Below are 14,031 nucleotides of genomic sequence, written 5' to 3' on the forward strand. Positions count from 1 at the left end.
CTGGTGGGTGCCGACCTTGGTCGGCATGATCTGCTCCCTGCGGTGCTTCATCGCCAGGGTGCAACCACCGCATCACCCTGCAAGGGTGCATACAACGGCAGCGCCAGCTCCTGCTTCACCCAGCCCGGATTGAGCGCACGCAGGCCGGCCAGGTATTCGCGGGCCAGCGCGAAATCACCTTGCCGCATGGCCAGGCGCGCAGCGCGCGCCCAGGTACGGTCCCAGCCGTGGGCCAGTGACAACGAGGACGCCAGCGCAGCGCGCGCACCTGCCACATCGCCGTTCTCCCAACGCTGCTCGGCCTGGATGATCGCCTCGTTGGACAGGCGCATGTCGTACAGCTCGCGCAGCCTCGCGACCGCACGCGGGTCGGCGTCCACGCGCAGGTCGGTGTCCTGCCAGTCGCCTCCTGGCGTGCGCACCAGCAGCGCGGCCGACCACTGCCCACTGCGCTGGCCGCCCGCGGCCTGGCCGGCTTCCAGCGCCGCCAGCAGGCGTGTGGCCAGCGCTCCGTGCGAAGCCGTAAAGGTACGTTGCATTGCCGCCAGCACGTCCGGTCCGGCCAGGCCATTGCCCTGCACGCTCAACATGCCGTCGCCGTGCGCACCGGCCCAGCTGGCCTGCTGCGCGGTGGCGCCGGTGTACTGCGCATTGCCGCCGCGCGCACTGACCAGCCCCACCTGGCGCTCGGCGAGGGTGGTGCCATCGAAGTTGCCGTCTTCATCCAACAGCTGCTTCAGCACCTGCGAAGGCGTGCGACCTTTGGCCAGTAGTTCAAGGCCTTTCGACCCATAGGTCGGGTTGGTCTCGAACTGGCTGGCGACCGCGCCCACTTTGGCCTGTGCCCACGGCACACCCACGCCCCCGACCGCCAGGTTGTGCGTGGCCACCGCCACCCCGCAGTCGCCGGCCTCGTTGCAGGCGGCAATGGAAAAGGTCGCCCACGCCGGCGCGGCGGTGGCAGTGAGCAGCAGGGCCAGGCAAGAGCGCAACAGGGACATAGGTGTCTCCATGGGCGGGCATTGCAATGGGATGCAGCCTACGCACGAAAGGTTTAGTAGATCCACGCCATGCGTGGATGGAATCCGATCGAGATCGAATATTTCGAAACTTCATCGAAGCGCATCCACGCATGGCGTGGATCTACCGTGTCGACCAAGGTCGACACCCACCAACAGCAGCGTGCCGACCAACGGTCAGCACCCACCAACAGCAGCGGGAAACTGTCGAAGGCGGGGTGGGTCCGGTTGCGGGGGCGTGAGCCGCATGGGCCCGAGGCATGCCTCGGGCGGGTTGGGCAGGACGCCCAACCCCGGTCTTGCCGTGTGCGCAGGACTGCGCACACGAGCAAGCGGCGACCGAGCTTACATGGGTGAGGGCGCTTTGCTTGCGAAGCATTGCCTCGCAAGCGCCCGAACGCACAGCCGCCAGCGGCTGCGCCGGGCCCCGGAGGGGGACTTGCAGCGTCCCCCGCAACCGGATCCACCCCGCCATCCCACGGAAAGCCCGCTGTTGCTTTTGCTGTTGCCTTGGATTGAAGCAGGTGCAGGGCGCAGCCCTGCCGAACCAACCCTACCGCCCCGGCAACTGCGCGAACGCGCGCTGCATGCAGTCCTCGCGCGGGCACACCCGGCACCCCGGCCCGATCGATACCGAGTTCCCCGGGCTCTGCACATCCAGCCCCAGCGAATACACCAGTCGCTCGGCATGCTGCAGATCGCAGCCCAGCGCCACCGCGAAGGTCTTGCGTGGCTGGCCATGGCCGACCGGGCCGCTGCTGACCTGCCGCGCCAGCCAGAAATGGCGGCGCCCGTCGGGCATGCGCGCGGTCTGGGTAAGGATGCGGCCGGGCTGGTTGAACGCCTCGTAGACGATCCACAGCGGGCACGAGCCGCCCACCTGCGAGAAGTGGAAATCGGTGGCCGAATGACGCTTGGACACATTGCCGGCGCGGTCCACGCGGATGAAGAAGAACGGCAGGCCAGGCGCACTGCGCCGTGCCAGTGTGCTCAGCCGATGGCAGACCGCTTCGAAGCCGACGCCGAACTGGTGCGCCAGCAGTTCGATGTCGTAGCTGCTGGCTTCGGCCGCACGCAGGAAGCGCATGTACGGCATCACCAGCGCGCCGGCGAAATAGTTGGAAAGACCGATCCTTGCCTGCGCGATGCGCGCGTCATCGGTGAAGCCGGCACGCGCCACCACCGCATCGATCTGCGGCAGGTAGCCGTGCAGTGCCAGCTCGGCCGCCATCTGGAACGCCTGCTGGCCGGGCTCCAGGTAATCGGGCAGCCACAGCCGCCGCGCACCGGCATCGTATTGCCGCTTCTCGCGCCCGGCCTGCAGTGCGGCCACTTCCACCAGCACGCCATGGCGGTCGGCCAGCAGCTGGCGCAGCCGCGGTGCCACATGCCCGGGCGACAGCCCCCACTCGGCGAACAGCTGCTCGGCCAGCTCGTCCAGCTCGGGAATGTGGTTGTGCATGCGGTTGAAGAATTCGCGTACCTGGTCGCCAGCGGGCAGGGTGCTGCCGGCACCGGGCTCGCCCAGCTGGAATTCCAGCGCCGCGGCATGCTCGCGCAGCGCCAGGTGGCGGCGGTGCAGGTCCAGCAGCGCGCGGCTGACCTGCGGCAGGTTGCCGGCCAGCGCGCGCAGTTCGGTGGCGCTGACCTCGGCCAGGCCCAGATCGCGCAGGGTCTCGCCCAGCGCTTCCTGCAGGGCGGCGGGCTCATCCTCGTCGAACAGTGCGGAAACGTCGCCCAATACCTCGCCCAGCTTCTTCTGCACAGCCGGGGTCAGTGGGCGCTTGTTGCGCTCGATCTGGTTCAGGTAGCTGGCCGACAGCCCCAGCGCCCGTGCCAGATCCGCCTGGCTGTAGCCGCTCTGCTCGCGCAGCCGCAGCAGGCGCAGGCCAAGTTGTCGCTGGGGGGCTGAATAATTCACAGAATTAACATGAATCGTCTGGCGTGTTGGCCAGATTAAGCGGATTCAGCCCGGAAATCGAGGTGGGTGCTGTGAATAATGCCAAGCATCTTTCGCACCCTGTGGGATTGTCGTCATGACTGTTGCAGCGCCCCGTATCCGCATGCTGATCGATGGCCAGTTCGTTGAATCGGCCACCTCCCACTGGCAGGACGTGATCAATCCGGCCACCCAGGACGTGCTGGCCAAGGTGCCGTTCGCCACCACCGGCGAAGTGGACGCCGCCGTCGCCGCTGCCAAGGAAGCCTTCAAGACCTGGCGCAAGACCCCGATCGGCACCCGTGCGCGCATCTTCCTGAAGTACCAGCAGCTGATCCGCGAGAACATGAGCGAGCTGGCCCACATCCTCACCGCCGAACAGGGCAAGACCCTGCCGGACGCCGAAGGCGATGTGTTCCGCGGCCTGGAAGTGGTCGAGCACGCCGCCGCCATCGGCAACCTGCAGCTGGGCGAGCTGGCCAACAACGTGGCCAATGGCGTGGACACCTACACGATCATGCAGCCGCTGGGCGTGTGCGCCGGCATCACCCCGTTCAACTTCCCGGCGATGATCCCGCTGTGGATGTTCCCGATGGCGATTGCAACGGGCAACACCTTCATCCTCAAGCCGTCCGAGCAGGACCCGATGGTCACCATGCGCCTGGTCGAGCTGGCCCTGGAAGCCGGCATCCCGAAGGGTGTGCTGAACGTCGTCCACGGCGGCGAGGAAGTGGTCAACGCGATCTGCGACCACCCGGACATCAAGGCCGTGTCGTTCGTCGGTTCCACCCGCGTCGGCACCCACGTCTACAACCGTGCCTCGCTGGCCGGCAAGCGCGTGCAGTGCATGATGGGCGCCAAAAATCACGCCGTGGTGCTGCCGGACGCCAACAAGGAACAGACCCTCAACGCGATGGTCGGCGCCGCCTTCGGTGCGGCCGGTCAGCGCTGCATGGCGGCCTCCACGCTGGTGCTGGTCGGTGAAGCACGCAACTGGGTGCAGGACCTGGTCACCAAGGCCAAGACCCTGAAGGTCAGCGGCGGCACCGTCGCCGGCACCGACGTCGGGCCGGTCATTTCCTGCAGCGCCCGCGAGCGCGTGGAAGGCCTGATCGCCTCGGGCGTGGAGCAGGGCGCCAAGCTGGTGCTGGATGGCCGCAAGCCGCAGGTCGATGGTTTCGAGAAGGGTAACTTCGTCGGCCCGACCATCTTTGCCGGTGTCACCACCGACATGCGCATCTACCAGGAAGAAATCTTCGGGCCGGTGCTGGTCATCCTCGAAGCGGAGACGCTGGAAGAGGCCATCGCGATGGTCAACAGCAACCCGAACGGCAACGGCACCGCACTGTTCACCCAGTCCGGCGCCGCCGCGCGCAAGTTCCAGGAAGACATCGACGTCGGCCAGGTCGGCATCAACGTGCCGATCCCGGTGCCGGTGCCGCTGTTCTCGTTCACCGGTTCGCGTGCGTCCAAGCTGGGCGACCTGGGCCCGTACGGCAAGCAGGTGGTGCTGTTCTACACCCAGACCAAGACGGTCACCGCGCGCTGGTTCGATGACGAGACGCTCAGCCATGGCGTCAACACCACGATCAGCCTGAAGTAACGGCAGGAGCAGCCATGAGCCACTCGATGACGACGGAACTGGAAGAAGCGCAGCAGGCGTACCGCGAGGCGGCGCGCGACTTCGCACAGGCCGAACTGGCGCCGCACGCCGCGCGATGGGATGCGGAGGGCATCTTTCCGCGCGAGGCGATCGCCAAGGCCGGTGAACTGGGCTTCTGCGGCCTGTACATGGACCCGGAAGTGGGCGGCAGCGGCCTGAGCCGACTGGACGCCGCCGTCGTCATCGAGGAGCTCGCCAACGTCGATCCGTCGACCGCGGCGTACATCAGCATCCACAACATGGCGTCGTGGATGGTGTCCAAGTGGGGCCAGCCGGCACTGCGCGATGCGTGGGGCACCGATCTGTCCTCGGGCAGCAAGCTGGCCTCGTACTGCCTGACCGAACCGGGTGCAGGTTCCGATGCGGCCTCGCTGAAGACCACCGCCGTGCGCGACGGTGACTTCTATGTGCTGAACGGCTCCAAGGCTTTCATTTCCGGCGCCGGTGCCACCGAACTGCTGGTGGTGATGGCGCGTACCGGTGGTGCCGGTGCCGGCGGTGTCAGCGCCATTGCGGTGCCGGCCGACCTGCCGGGCATCAGCTTCGGCCGCAAGGAAGAGAAGATGGGCTGGAACAGCCAGCCCACCCGTGGCATCACCTTCGAAAACGTCCGCGTACCGGTCAGCCACCTTCTGGGAGAGGAAGGCGGCGGCTTCAAGCTGGCGATGAAGGGACTCGATGGCGGCCGCATCAACATTGCCGCCTGCTCGCTGGGTGCGGCGCAGGGCGCGCTGGACGCTGCACGCCGCTACATGGGCGAACGCCGCCAGTTCGGCAAGGCACTGGCCGAGTTCCAGGCCCTGCAGTTCAAGCTGGCCGACATGGTCACCCAGCTGGTGGCCGCACGGCAGATGGTGCACACCGCCGCACGCAAGCTCGATGCCGGTGCCAGCGATGCCAACGTGTGGTGCGCGATGGCCAAGCGCTTCGCCACCGATGCCGGTTTCAACGTCTGCAACGAAGCACTGCAGATCCATGGTGGCTACGGCTACATCCGCGAATACCCAATCGAGCGCCTGCTGCGTGACTGCCGCGTGCACCAGATCCTGGAAGGCACCAACGAGATCATGCGGGTGATCGTTGCCCGTCACCTGCTCAACACCGAAGAGGAACTGCGATGAAGGATTGGCGTACCCAGGAGCACGTGGGGCTGAAGGTGGAGGTGGATGGCCACACCGCCGTGGTCACCCTGAACAACCCGCCGGCGCATACCTGGACCGTGCACAGCCTGTCGGCGCTGCGTGATCTGGTCGGCGCGCTCAACGCAGACCGCGAGATCTACGCGCTGGTGATCACCGGTGACGGCGAGAAATTCTTCTCCGCCGGTGCCGACCTCAACCAGTTCGCCTCCGGCGACAAGGCCGCTGCACGTGAAGCTGCGCGCCGCTTCGGTGAAGCCTTCGAAGCGCTGTCCGGTTTCCGTGGCGTGTCGATCGCCGCGATCAACGGCTACGCCATGGGCGGTGGCCTGGAATGCGCGCTGGCCTGTGACCTGCGCATCATCGAAGACCACGCCCAGGTCGCGCTGCCGGAGGCCACCGTCGGCCTGCTGCCGTGCGCCGGTGGCACCCAGAACCTGCCGCGCCTGGTCGGCGAGGGCTGGGCCAAGCGCATGATCCTGCTGGGCGAGCGCATCAACGCCGACACCGCACTGCGCATTGGCCTGGCCGAAGAAAAGGTCGGCAAGGGCGAAGCCAAGGCGCTGGCGCTGGAATGGGCGAAGAAGGCCGGCAAGCAGAGCCCGACCAGCATCGCCGCCTGCAAGACTCTGGTGCAGGCCACCCGCACCGGTACCCACGCTTCGGCGCTGGTGGCCGAACGCGAAGCCTTCGTCGACCTGTTCGACACCGCCGACCAGGTCGAGGGCGTGACCGCCTTCCTGGAAAAGCGCGCTGCGCAGTGGAAGAACGCATGAGCACCGACACCGCTGCCGACGACGCACCGGTGCTGTTCGAAGAGCGCGTGGCTGGCAATGGCACGCGCATCGGCATCGCCACGCTCAATGCGCCGCGTACGCTCAACGGTTTCTCGCTGCCGATGGCACACCTGCTGCTGAAGCAGTTGAATGCCTGGGCCGACGACGATGGCATCGCCATGGTGGTGCTGCAGGCTGCCGGCGAAAAGGCGTTCTGCGCCGGCGGTGACCTGCACAGCCTGTACAAGGGCATGGTCGACTTCCGCGAGGCCGGCCGCAGCGACATCCGCGAGAACGACTACGCCGCTGAGTTCTTCGACGTTGAATACCGCGTCGATTACCTCATCCACACCTACGCCAAGCCGATCCTGTGCTGGGGCCACGGCATCGTGATGGGCGGCGGCATCGGCCTGATGTCCGGCGCCAGCCACCGCGTGGTCAGCGAGCGCTCCAAGCTGGCCTTCCCGGAAATCACCGTCGGCCTTTTCCCCGATGTGGGTGGCAGCTGGCTGCTGCCGCGTGTACCCGGCAAGGGCGGCCTGTTCTTGGCGCTGACCGGCGCGCTGCTCAATCCGGGCGACGCCATCTACGCCGGCCTGGCCGACGTGCACGTGGCCGAAGAACGCCGCAGCGCGGTGTTCGATGCGCTGCTGCAGGTCGCGTGGTCCAGCGATGCCGCACACAACCACGAACGGCTCAGCCATCTGCTGCAGTCGCATGCCAGCGATGCTGCCACCGGCCCGCTGCTGGCCAATGCGGCGCAGGTTGATGCGTTGTGCGAAGGCGATGACCTGCAGGCCATCATTGCGCGCATCGCCGGTCTGCAGACCGACGATGCCTGGTTGCAGGCCGCACAGAAGACCCTCGCCGCCGGTGCACCCGGTTCGGCACGGTTGTCGTACGAGCTGCAGCGCCGCAGTGCCGGCCAGGACCTGGCCGCGATCTACCGCCTGGAGTACATCGTCGCCCTGCATTGCGCCGCCCACGGTGATTTCGCCGAAGGCATCCGCGCGCTGCTGATCGACAAGGACCGCAATCCGCAGTGGAACCCGGCCACTCTGGCCGAGGCCACCGGCGCGTGGGCCGACACCTTCTTCGCTTCCCCCTGGGCCGATGCCGCGCATCCGCTGGCCGACCTGGGCACTCCCCTTGTTGAAAGGAGCCTTGCATGAGCCGCATTGCATTCATCGGGTTGGGCAACATGGGTGGCCCGATGGCCGCCAATCTGGTCAAGAACGGCCATATCGTGCGCGTGTTCGATCTGGTCCCGGCCGCGGTGCAGGCCGCCGTCGATGCCGGCGCCAGCGCGGCCGCATCGGCGCGCGAAACCCTGGCCGATGCCGAGGTGGTGATCTCGATGCTGCCGGCCAGCCGCCACGTCGAAGGCGTGTACCTGGGCGATGACGGCATTCTTGCCGCGATTCCGGCCGGTGCGCTGGTCATCGACTGCAGCACGATTGCCCCGGCCAGCGCCCGCAAGGTCTCTGAAGCCGCTGCCGCACGTGGCCTGCAGATGATCGACGCGCCGGTATCCGGCGGTACCGCCGGTGCCCAGGCCGGCACCCTGACCTTCATCGTCGGTGGCGAGGAGGATGCGCTGGAGCGCGCCCGCCCAGTGCTGCAGGCAATGGGCAAGAACATCTTCCATGTCGGCGCCAGCGGTGCCGGCCAGGTGGCCAAGCTGTGCAACAACATGGCGCTGGGCGTGATCATGGCGGTCACCGGCGAAGCCATCGCCCTCGGCGTGGCGCACGGGCTGGACCCGAAGGTGCTGTCGCAGATGATGGCGGTCAGCACCGGCCGCAGCTGGGCCACCGAAGTGTGCAACCCGTGGCCGGGCGTGCTGGAAAACGCCCCGGCCTCGCGCGGCTACAGCGGCGGCTTCGGCAGCGATCTGATGCTGAAGGACATGGGCTTGGCGGTGGAAGCGGCGATGAGTGTCGGCGCCTCGATCCCGCTGGGCGAAGTGGCCCGCAACCTGTACTCGATGAACCACCAGGCCGGCCGCGGCAAGCTGGACTTCTCCAGCGTCGTGCAGCTGATCACCAGCGAGACGTGACCTGGTAGTGCCGGCCGCTGGCCGGCAACCTCATGCCCCCGTGCGGGACAACGAAGGTGGGATGGGCGGATGTTCGGTTTCGACCGGCATCCGCCCATTTTTTTGCTCTGGCGCGGGTAGTGCCGGCCGCTGGCCGGCATCACCCCATCAGGCAACGACCAGCGTCACGTGGATGTTGCCGCGCGTGGCATTCGAGTACGGGCACACGATGTGTGCCTTCTGCACCAGTTCTTCCAGCTGCTCGCGCGGCACGCCAGGAGCGCTGATGGTCAGCTCGGCTTCGATGCCGAAACCGGTCGGGATCTGGCCGATACCGACCTTGCCGGTCACCGTGGTGTCGGCCGGCAGCGCGACCTTGGCCTGGCCGGCCACGAACTTCAGCGCGCCCAGGAAGCAAGCCGAGTAGCCGGCCGCGAACAGCTGTTCCGGGTTGGTGCCCGGGCCGCCGGCGCCGCCCAGCTCGCGCGGGGTCGACAGCTGGATATCCAGCACGTTGTCGGAGGAGACGGAACGGCCTTCACGGCCGCCGGTGGAGGTGGCCTGGGCGGTGTACAGAACCTTTTCGATGGACATCGGGATGCTCCTGGTCGGTGGGTGGGTGTTGCGATGGAGCCTACTTTGCCCGGTTTCCGCGTACGTTGGGTTGCAATGCGTACGAAAAATTTGATTGATCGTCCTGCCAGCCTAGATCGTCCATTCGCGGTCGGTGGTGAACATGATGGTCAGCCAGCGGTCCGGCGAGGCCTCGCCCAGTGCATCGCCGATCTCGTCGCGCAGCTGGTCCCATTCCACCAGGGGCCGCGGCGGGTCGTTTTCCGGTACCACGAAGAACAGCTCGATCTGCTCGCCACGCCCCACCTGGGCCACGTAGCTGCGGTGCTCGACGAAGCCGTGCTTGGCCACGATCCCGCGTGCCACTGCATCCACATGGGCCTGCAGTTCCGGCGGGGTGACCAGCAGGATGCCGGCCAGCGCCCGCCTCACTGTGCCGAGCGGGGCGATCATCACCAGCACGCAGACGAAGGCGAGGATGGCCGGGTCGATGTACGGCCCGACCCACGCCAGCGACGTGCCCTGCACCAGTACGCCGCCGAGGAAAGCCAGCAGGTAGCAGGCCGACATGCTGGCCGCGATCACCCAGTTCTTCGCGTCCAATGCGATGAACTCCGAGCCGATGCGGCGGTTGGCGCGCAGGATGAACCAGGCCAGTGCGCCTTCGCCCACGATCGACAGCCCGGCGAAGGCAATGGCCGGGCCGAGGGCGATGTGGCGGCCCCCGGACATCAACGCGTCCACCGCATTGACCAGCGCATACAGCGCCGCACCGATCATCAGTGTGCCGCTCACCCCCAGCACGATCGGCTCCAGGTGCCAGAAGCCCATGGTGAAGCGCTGGTTGAGCCGCGATTGCAGCGCATCGGTCTGCGTGGACAGCGCGATCAGGCGCGCCACCAGCAGTGACAGCCAGGTCATCACCACGTCGATCAGGCCGTAGATGCCGTCGAAGATGATCAGCGAAGAACTGGCCAGTAGGCCGAACACCATCGCCGCCGCGGCCAGCAGCAGAGAGGCGGCGATCGACAGGCGCAGCACGCCCTGTTCGGTGGCGGGGTCGAAGAACTGCGGGCGGTTGGCGGCCATGGTTCAATTGTAGAGCGGAGCCAGGCTCCGCTGCCTTTCGCTGCCTTCGCCGGCCAACCGCGCTACCCCCGTAGGGCCGCTTCCCGTAGACTGCGCGCCTCCCACGTACCGACGCCCGCCTGCAGTGATCACGCCACCCTGACCCTTGCCGCACATCGGCAGCCGGCCTGCCCGGCTCAGGAACCCGTGTCTTTCCACTGCAGCGCCATGCGGCCACGCCCGCCTGTGCGCGGAGCTTTCCCATGCAAACGTCCTACCCCCTGCGCCAGCAATGGCTCGGCAACATCCGTGGCGACCTGCTGTCCGGCATCGTCGTCGCCCTGGCCCTGATTCCCGAGGCCATCGCGTTCTCGCTCATTGCCGGCGTCGACCCCAAGGTTGGCCTGTACGCCGCGTTCTCGATTGCCGTCATCACCGCTATTGCTGGCGGCCGCCCTGGCATGATCTCCGCCGCCACCGGTGCAATGGCGCTGGTGATGGTCGACCTGGTCAAGGACCACGGCCTGCAGTACCTGTTCGCCGCCAGCATCCTGGCCGGCCTGCTGCAGGTGCTGGCCGGCGTGTTCAAGCTGGGCTCGTTGATGCGCTTCGTCTCGCGCTCGGTCATCACCGGCTTCGTCAACGCGCTGGCGATCCTGATCTTCCTGGCACAGATGCCCGAGCTGATCGGTCGCGGGCCTACGGTCTATGTGCTGTGCGCCGCCGCGCTGGCGATCATCTACCTGCTGCCACGCATTACCCGCGCGGTGCCGTCGCCTCTGGTGGCCATTGTGGTGCTGACCGCCGTGGTGATCGGCTTCGGCGTGGACGTACGCAGCGTCGGTGACATGGGCCAGCTGCCCGACAGCCTGCCGCATTTCCTGCTGCCCGATGTGCCGCTCACCTGGGAGACGCTGCGCATTCTGCTGCCGGTGTCGGCCACGCTGGCCGTGGTCGGCCTGCTCGAATCGATGATGACCCTGCAGATCGTTGAGGACATCACCGAAACGCCGAGCGAGCGCAACCGCGAATGTGTTGGCCAGGGCGTGGCGAATACGGTCACCGGCTTCCTCGGCGGCATGGCCGGCTGCGCGATGATCGGCCAGTCGGTGATCAACGTGACCTCCGGTGGGCGCGGCCGCCTGTCCTGCCTGGTGGCCGGCGTGTTCCTGCTGATACTGGTGGTGTACGGCAGCGATCTGGTACGGCAGATCCCGATGGCGGCGCTGGTGGCGGTGATGATCATGGTCAGCATCGGCACCTTCAGCTGGCGCTCGCTGCGCGACCTGCGCACGCATCCGCGCAGTTCCTCTGCGGTGATGCTGCTGACCGTGGTGGTCACCGTGGCCACCCATGATCTGGCCAAGGGCGTGCTCAGCGGTGTGCTGCTGTCGGCCCTGTTCTTCGCGCGCAAGGTTGGCCGCATGCTGGACGTGCAGCGCGACGATGCCGATGACACGCAGGTCTATCGCGTGCGCGGGCAGGTGTTCTTCGCCTCGGCAGGGCAGCTGGGTGCAGCGTTCGATTACCAGCACGTGGCGCCGAAGGTGCAGATTGATCTGCGCGATGCGCACCTGTGGGACCTGACTGCCGTGGCCGCGCTGGAGCGGGCGCAGGAAAAGTTGGCCGCGCACGGTGCGGAGGTGACGGTGGTGGGGCTCAATGCGGCCAGCCAGACCCTCATTGAGCAGGTGGGTGGCAAAGGCGCTGCTGGCAGCGCGCATTGACGCTATCGGCTCTCGTGGGGCAACTGCAACGCCATGGCCGCCGTTGGTGTTGCTGCATCTTCAGCCTGTGAACCCCACCCAGGGTGGAAGAATCGCTGTGATCGTGCTCCGTTGTGATCCTCACGACGGAGTACTTCTGCCGGAATGGATTCGCTCTTCAACAACGCCACCACGCTGCTGACCTTTCTGCTGCCGGGCTTCCTGTCTGCATGGGTGTTCTATGGGCTGACATCCCATCCCAAGCCGCCGCAGTTCGAACGGACCGTGGAAGCGTTGGTGTTCACCTTCGCGGTCCAGGTGCTGGTCAAGTTCACCGAACTGATGCTCCTGCTGGCGGGTCGCTGCTTTGTGCTGGGGACCTGGACCGAGACCAGCAGCCTGCTATGGGGTTTTGTCCTCGCCGCACTGCTGGGGGCAGGATTGGCCCTCGCTGCGAACAAGGATTCCCTCCACAGGGTTCTCCGCCGCGCAGGCTTCACCACGAGGACATCCCACCCGAGCGAGTGGTATTGCGTACTGGGTACGCGTCCTGCCTTCGTGGTGCTGCAATTGAAGGATGGCCGTCGATTGACCGGCTATCCCAAGGAGTGGCCGATCAGCCCCGCTGCGGGACAGTTCTACATGCAGATGCCGGCCTGGCTGGTGGATGCGGATCCACCCGATGAAGGTGCCGATCCAGCAGCGGATCCCGTGGCCAGCCCCGCCGTGGTCGAGCTTCCGCAGCTCGATGGCATACTGATTCACGCAGTGGATGTGCAGTGGGTCGAGATTCTCCAGGAGACAGACGATGGCTAAGTTGAGGAAGGGTTCCAACCCACCACTGGACCAGTTGGTCGTATCCATGGAGAACGCGAACCCCAAGCTCCCCGAGGGCAGGAAGCGTCCGCCGCCACCGCCCAGCCCGCCCCGGCCGCCAGCCGGAGCCGGGCCCAACCGGCGCTCGCCGCGCGGCTGACCGGGCGCATTCAGCCGCCCTGTGTAAACTATTGATCTCACTGGCAATGCCAGTCTCCACGATCAATGCCCCGATGACGTCCGCCACCGCCCGTTACGCCGATTCCCTGCGCCTGTCCGTTGCCCCCATGATGGACTGGACGGACCGCCATTGCCGCGTGTTCCATCGCGTGCTGGCGCCGGGCGCGCGCCTGTACACGGAAATGGTGCACGCCAACGCGGTCATCCACGGCGACCGCGAGCGCCTGCTCGGCTTCGACCGCAGCGAGCAGCCGCTGGCGCTGCAGCTGGGTGGCAGTGATCCGGTGCTGCTGGCGCAGGCCGCGCGCATCGCCGCCGAGTGGGGCTATGACGAGGTCAACCTCAACTGCGGCTGCCCGTCCGACCGCGTGCAGGCCGGGCGTTTTGGCGCGTGCCTGATGCGCGAGCCGGCGCTGGTGGCCGAATGCGTCGCGGCGATGGTCGACGCGGTTGATATCCCGGTGACGGTGAAGTGCCGCCTGGGCGTGGACGAGGACAACGACTACGACGTGTTCGCCGCCTTCGTCGACCGTCAGGTCGCCGCCGGTGCGGCGATGGTGGTGGTGCATGCGCGCAACGCGTGGCTGAAGGGCCTGTCGCCGAAGGAGAACCGTGAGGTTCCCCCGCTCAAATACGACTGGGCCTACCGCCTGAAGCGGGAGCGCCCGGCACTGCCGGTGGTGATCAACGGCGGCCTGGCCAGCATCGAGGCGGTGCAGGCGCAGGCCGCGCACGTCGATGGCGTGATGCTGGGCCGCGCGGCCTACCACGACCCCTACCTGCTGCATCAGCTGGAGGCGCTGCACACCGGCGCCCCGCTGCAGGCCCGTGGCGACCTGCTGCGCGCGATGCGCCCCTACATCGAGGCGCGGCTGGGGGAAGGCCTGGCGCTGAAGCACATCACCCGCCACCTGCTCGGCCTGTTCCACGGCCAGCCCGGTGGGCGCGCATTCCGCCAGGTGCTGAGCGAGGGCGCACACCGCCCCGGCGCCGGCTGGAGCCTGATCGAACAGGCCTTGGCGGTCACCGACCGCGAAGCTGATCGCGCCGCAGCGTGACCGCAGTCACATTCCTGACTTGACAAGGGACGGCGATTCGTCCCGAATGTTCACTT

At 67.1% G+C, this 14,031-nt stretch carries 12 protein-coding genes; 8 read left to right on the forward strand and 4 right to left on the reverse strand.

Going from position 1 to position 14,031, the window contains the following annotated elements:
• Positions 1–47 precede the first annotated feature (47 nt).
• Together ACZK3J_RS01135 and ACZK3J_RS01140 are read right to left on the reverse strand one after the other, a co-directional pair.
• Entirely contained in the window at positions 48–1,001 is a 954-nt protein-coding gene (locus tag ACZK3J_RS01135) for a DUF1028 domain-containing protein (RefSeq protein WP_049399774.1), read from the reverse strand.
• A gap of 571 nt (positions 1,002–1,572) precedes the next feature.
• A complete protein-coding gene (locus tag ACZK3J_RS01140) occupies positions 1,573–2,940 on the reverse strand; it encodes a helix-turn-helix domain-containing protein (protein WP_478476303.1) in 1,368 nt (455 codons plus the stop codon).
• A gap of 115 nt (positions 2,941–3,055) precedes the next feature.
• Here ACZK3J_RS01140 and ACZK3J_RS01145 point away from each other — a divergent pair, with 115 nt between their 5' ends.
• From ACZK3J_RS01145 to mmsB, 5 genes are read left to right on the forward strand one after another with little or no spacing between them, the layout of a single operon-like run.
• Positions 3,056–4,561: a CoA-acylating methylmalonate-semialdehyde dehydrogenase gene (locus tag ACZK3J_RS01145; RefSeq protein ID WP_049399840.1), complete on the forward strand. Its 1,506-nt coding sequence runs from the start codon at positions 3,056–3,058 to the stop codon at positions 4,559–4,561.
• Positions 4,562–4,575: 14 nt separating this feature from the next.
• Positions 4,576–5,742 (forward strand): acyl-CoA dehydrogenase family protein, encoded by a 1,167-nt coding sequence (locus ACZK3J_RS01150; RefSeq protein WP_121505114.1) that lies wholly within the window; start codon positions 4,576–4,578, stop codon positions 5,740–5,742.
• Positions 5,739–6,536 carry an enoyl-CoA hydratase gene (locus tag ACZK3J_RS01155; RefSeq protein ID WP_049399842.1) on the forward strand — a complete coding sequence of 266 codons (798 nt, stop codon included), beginning with the start codon at positions 5,739–5,741 and terminating at the stop codon, positions 6,534–6,536. Before ACZK3J_RS01150 ends, ACZK3J_RS01155 begins: the two co-directional genes overlap by 4 nt.
• On the forward strand, positions 6,533–7,708 hold the full coding sequence (locus ACZK3J_RS01160; protein ID WP_478476304.1) for an enoyl-CoA hydratase/isomerase family protein: 1,176 nt from the start codon (positions 6,533–6,535) through the stop codon (positions 7,706–7,708). The genes ACZK3J_RS01155 and ACZK3J_RS01160 overlap by 4 nt, the downstream gene beginning before the upstream one ends.
• A complete protein-coding gene (mmsB, locus tag ACZK3J_RS01165; RefSeq protein ID WP_134951693.1) occupies positions 7,705–8,595 on the forward strand; it encodes a 3-hydroxyisobutyrate dehydrogenase in 891 nt (296 codons plus the stop codon). Before ACZK3J_RS01160 ends, mmsB begins: the two co-directional genes overlap by 4 nt.
• A 147-nt stretch (positions 8,596–8,742) precedes the next feature.
• Here mmsB and ACZK3J_RS01170 read toward each other — a convergent pair whose 3' ends face one another.
• Together ACZK3J_RS01170 and ACZK3J_RS01175 are read right to left on the reverse strand one after the other, a co-directional pair.
• Positions 8,743–9,168 carry an organic hydroperoxide resistance protein gene (locus ACZK3J_RS01170; protein ID WP_414577829.1) on the reverse strand — a complete coding sequence of 142 codons (426 nt, stop codon included), beginning with the start codon at positions 9,166–9,168 and terminating at the stop codon, positions 8,743–8,745.
• 111 nt (positions 9,169–9,279) lie between these two features.
• Positions 9,280–10,236 (reverse strand): cation diffusion facilitator family transporter, encoded by a 957-nt coding sequence (locus ACZK3J_RS01175; protein ID WP_478476305.1) that lies wholly within the window; start codon positions 10,234–10,236, stop codon positions 9,280–9,282.
• A gap of 242 nt (positions 10,237–10,478) precedes the next feature.
• Here ACZK3J_RS01175 and ACZK3J_RS01180 point away from each other — a divergent pair, with 242 nt between their 5' ends.
• From ACZK3J_RS01180 to dusA, 3 genes are all read left to right on the forward strand, one after another.
• Complete coding sequence (locus tag ACZK3J_RS01180) at positions 10,479–11,942, forward strand: SulP family inorganic anion transporter (RefSeq protein WP_149909324.1); 1,464 nt, start codon at positions 10,479–10,481, stop codon at positions 11,940–11,942.
• A gap of 144 nt (positions 11,943–12,086) precedes the next feature.
• Positions 12,087–12,737 (forward strand): DUF6338 family protein, encoded by a 651-nt coding sequence (locus ACZK3J_RS01185; RefSeq protein WP_049399849.1) that lies wholly within the window; start codon positions 12,087–12,089, stop codon positions 12,735–12,737.
• 206 nt (positions 12,738–12,943) lie between these two features.
• Complete coding sequence (dusA, locus tag ACZK3J_RS01190) at positions 12,944–13,975, forward strand: tRNA dihydrouridine(20/20a) synthase DusA (RefSeq protein WP_478476306.1); 1,032 nt, start codon at positions 12,944–12,946, stop codon at positions 13,973–13,975.
• The last annotated feature ends 56 nt before the right edge of the window (positions 13,976–14,031 follow it).

The organism is Stenotrophomonas sp. 86428_Sma (assembly GCF_056481585.1).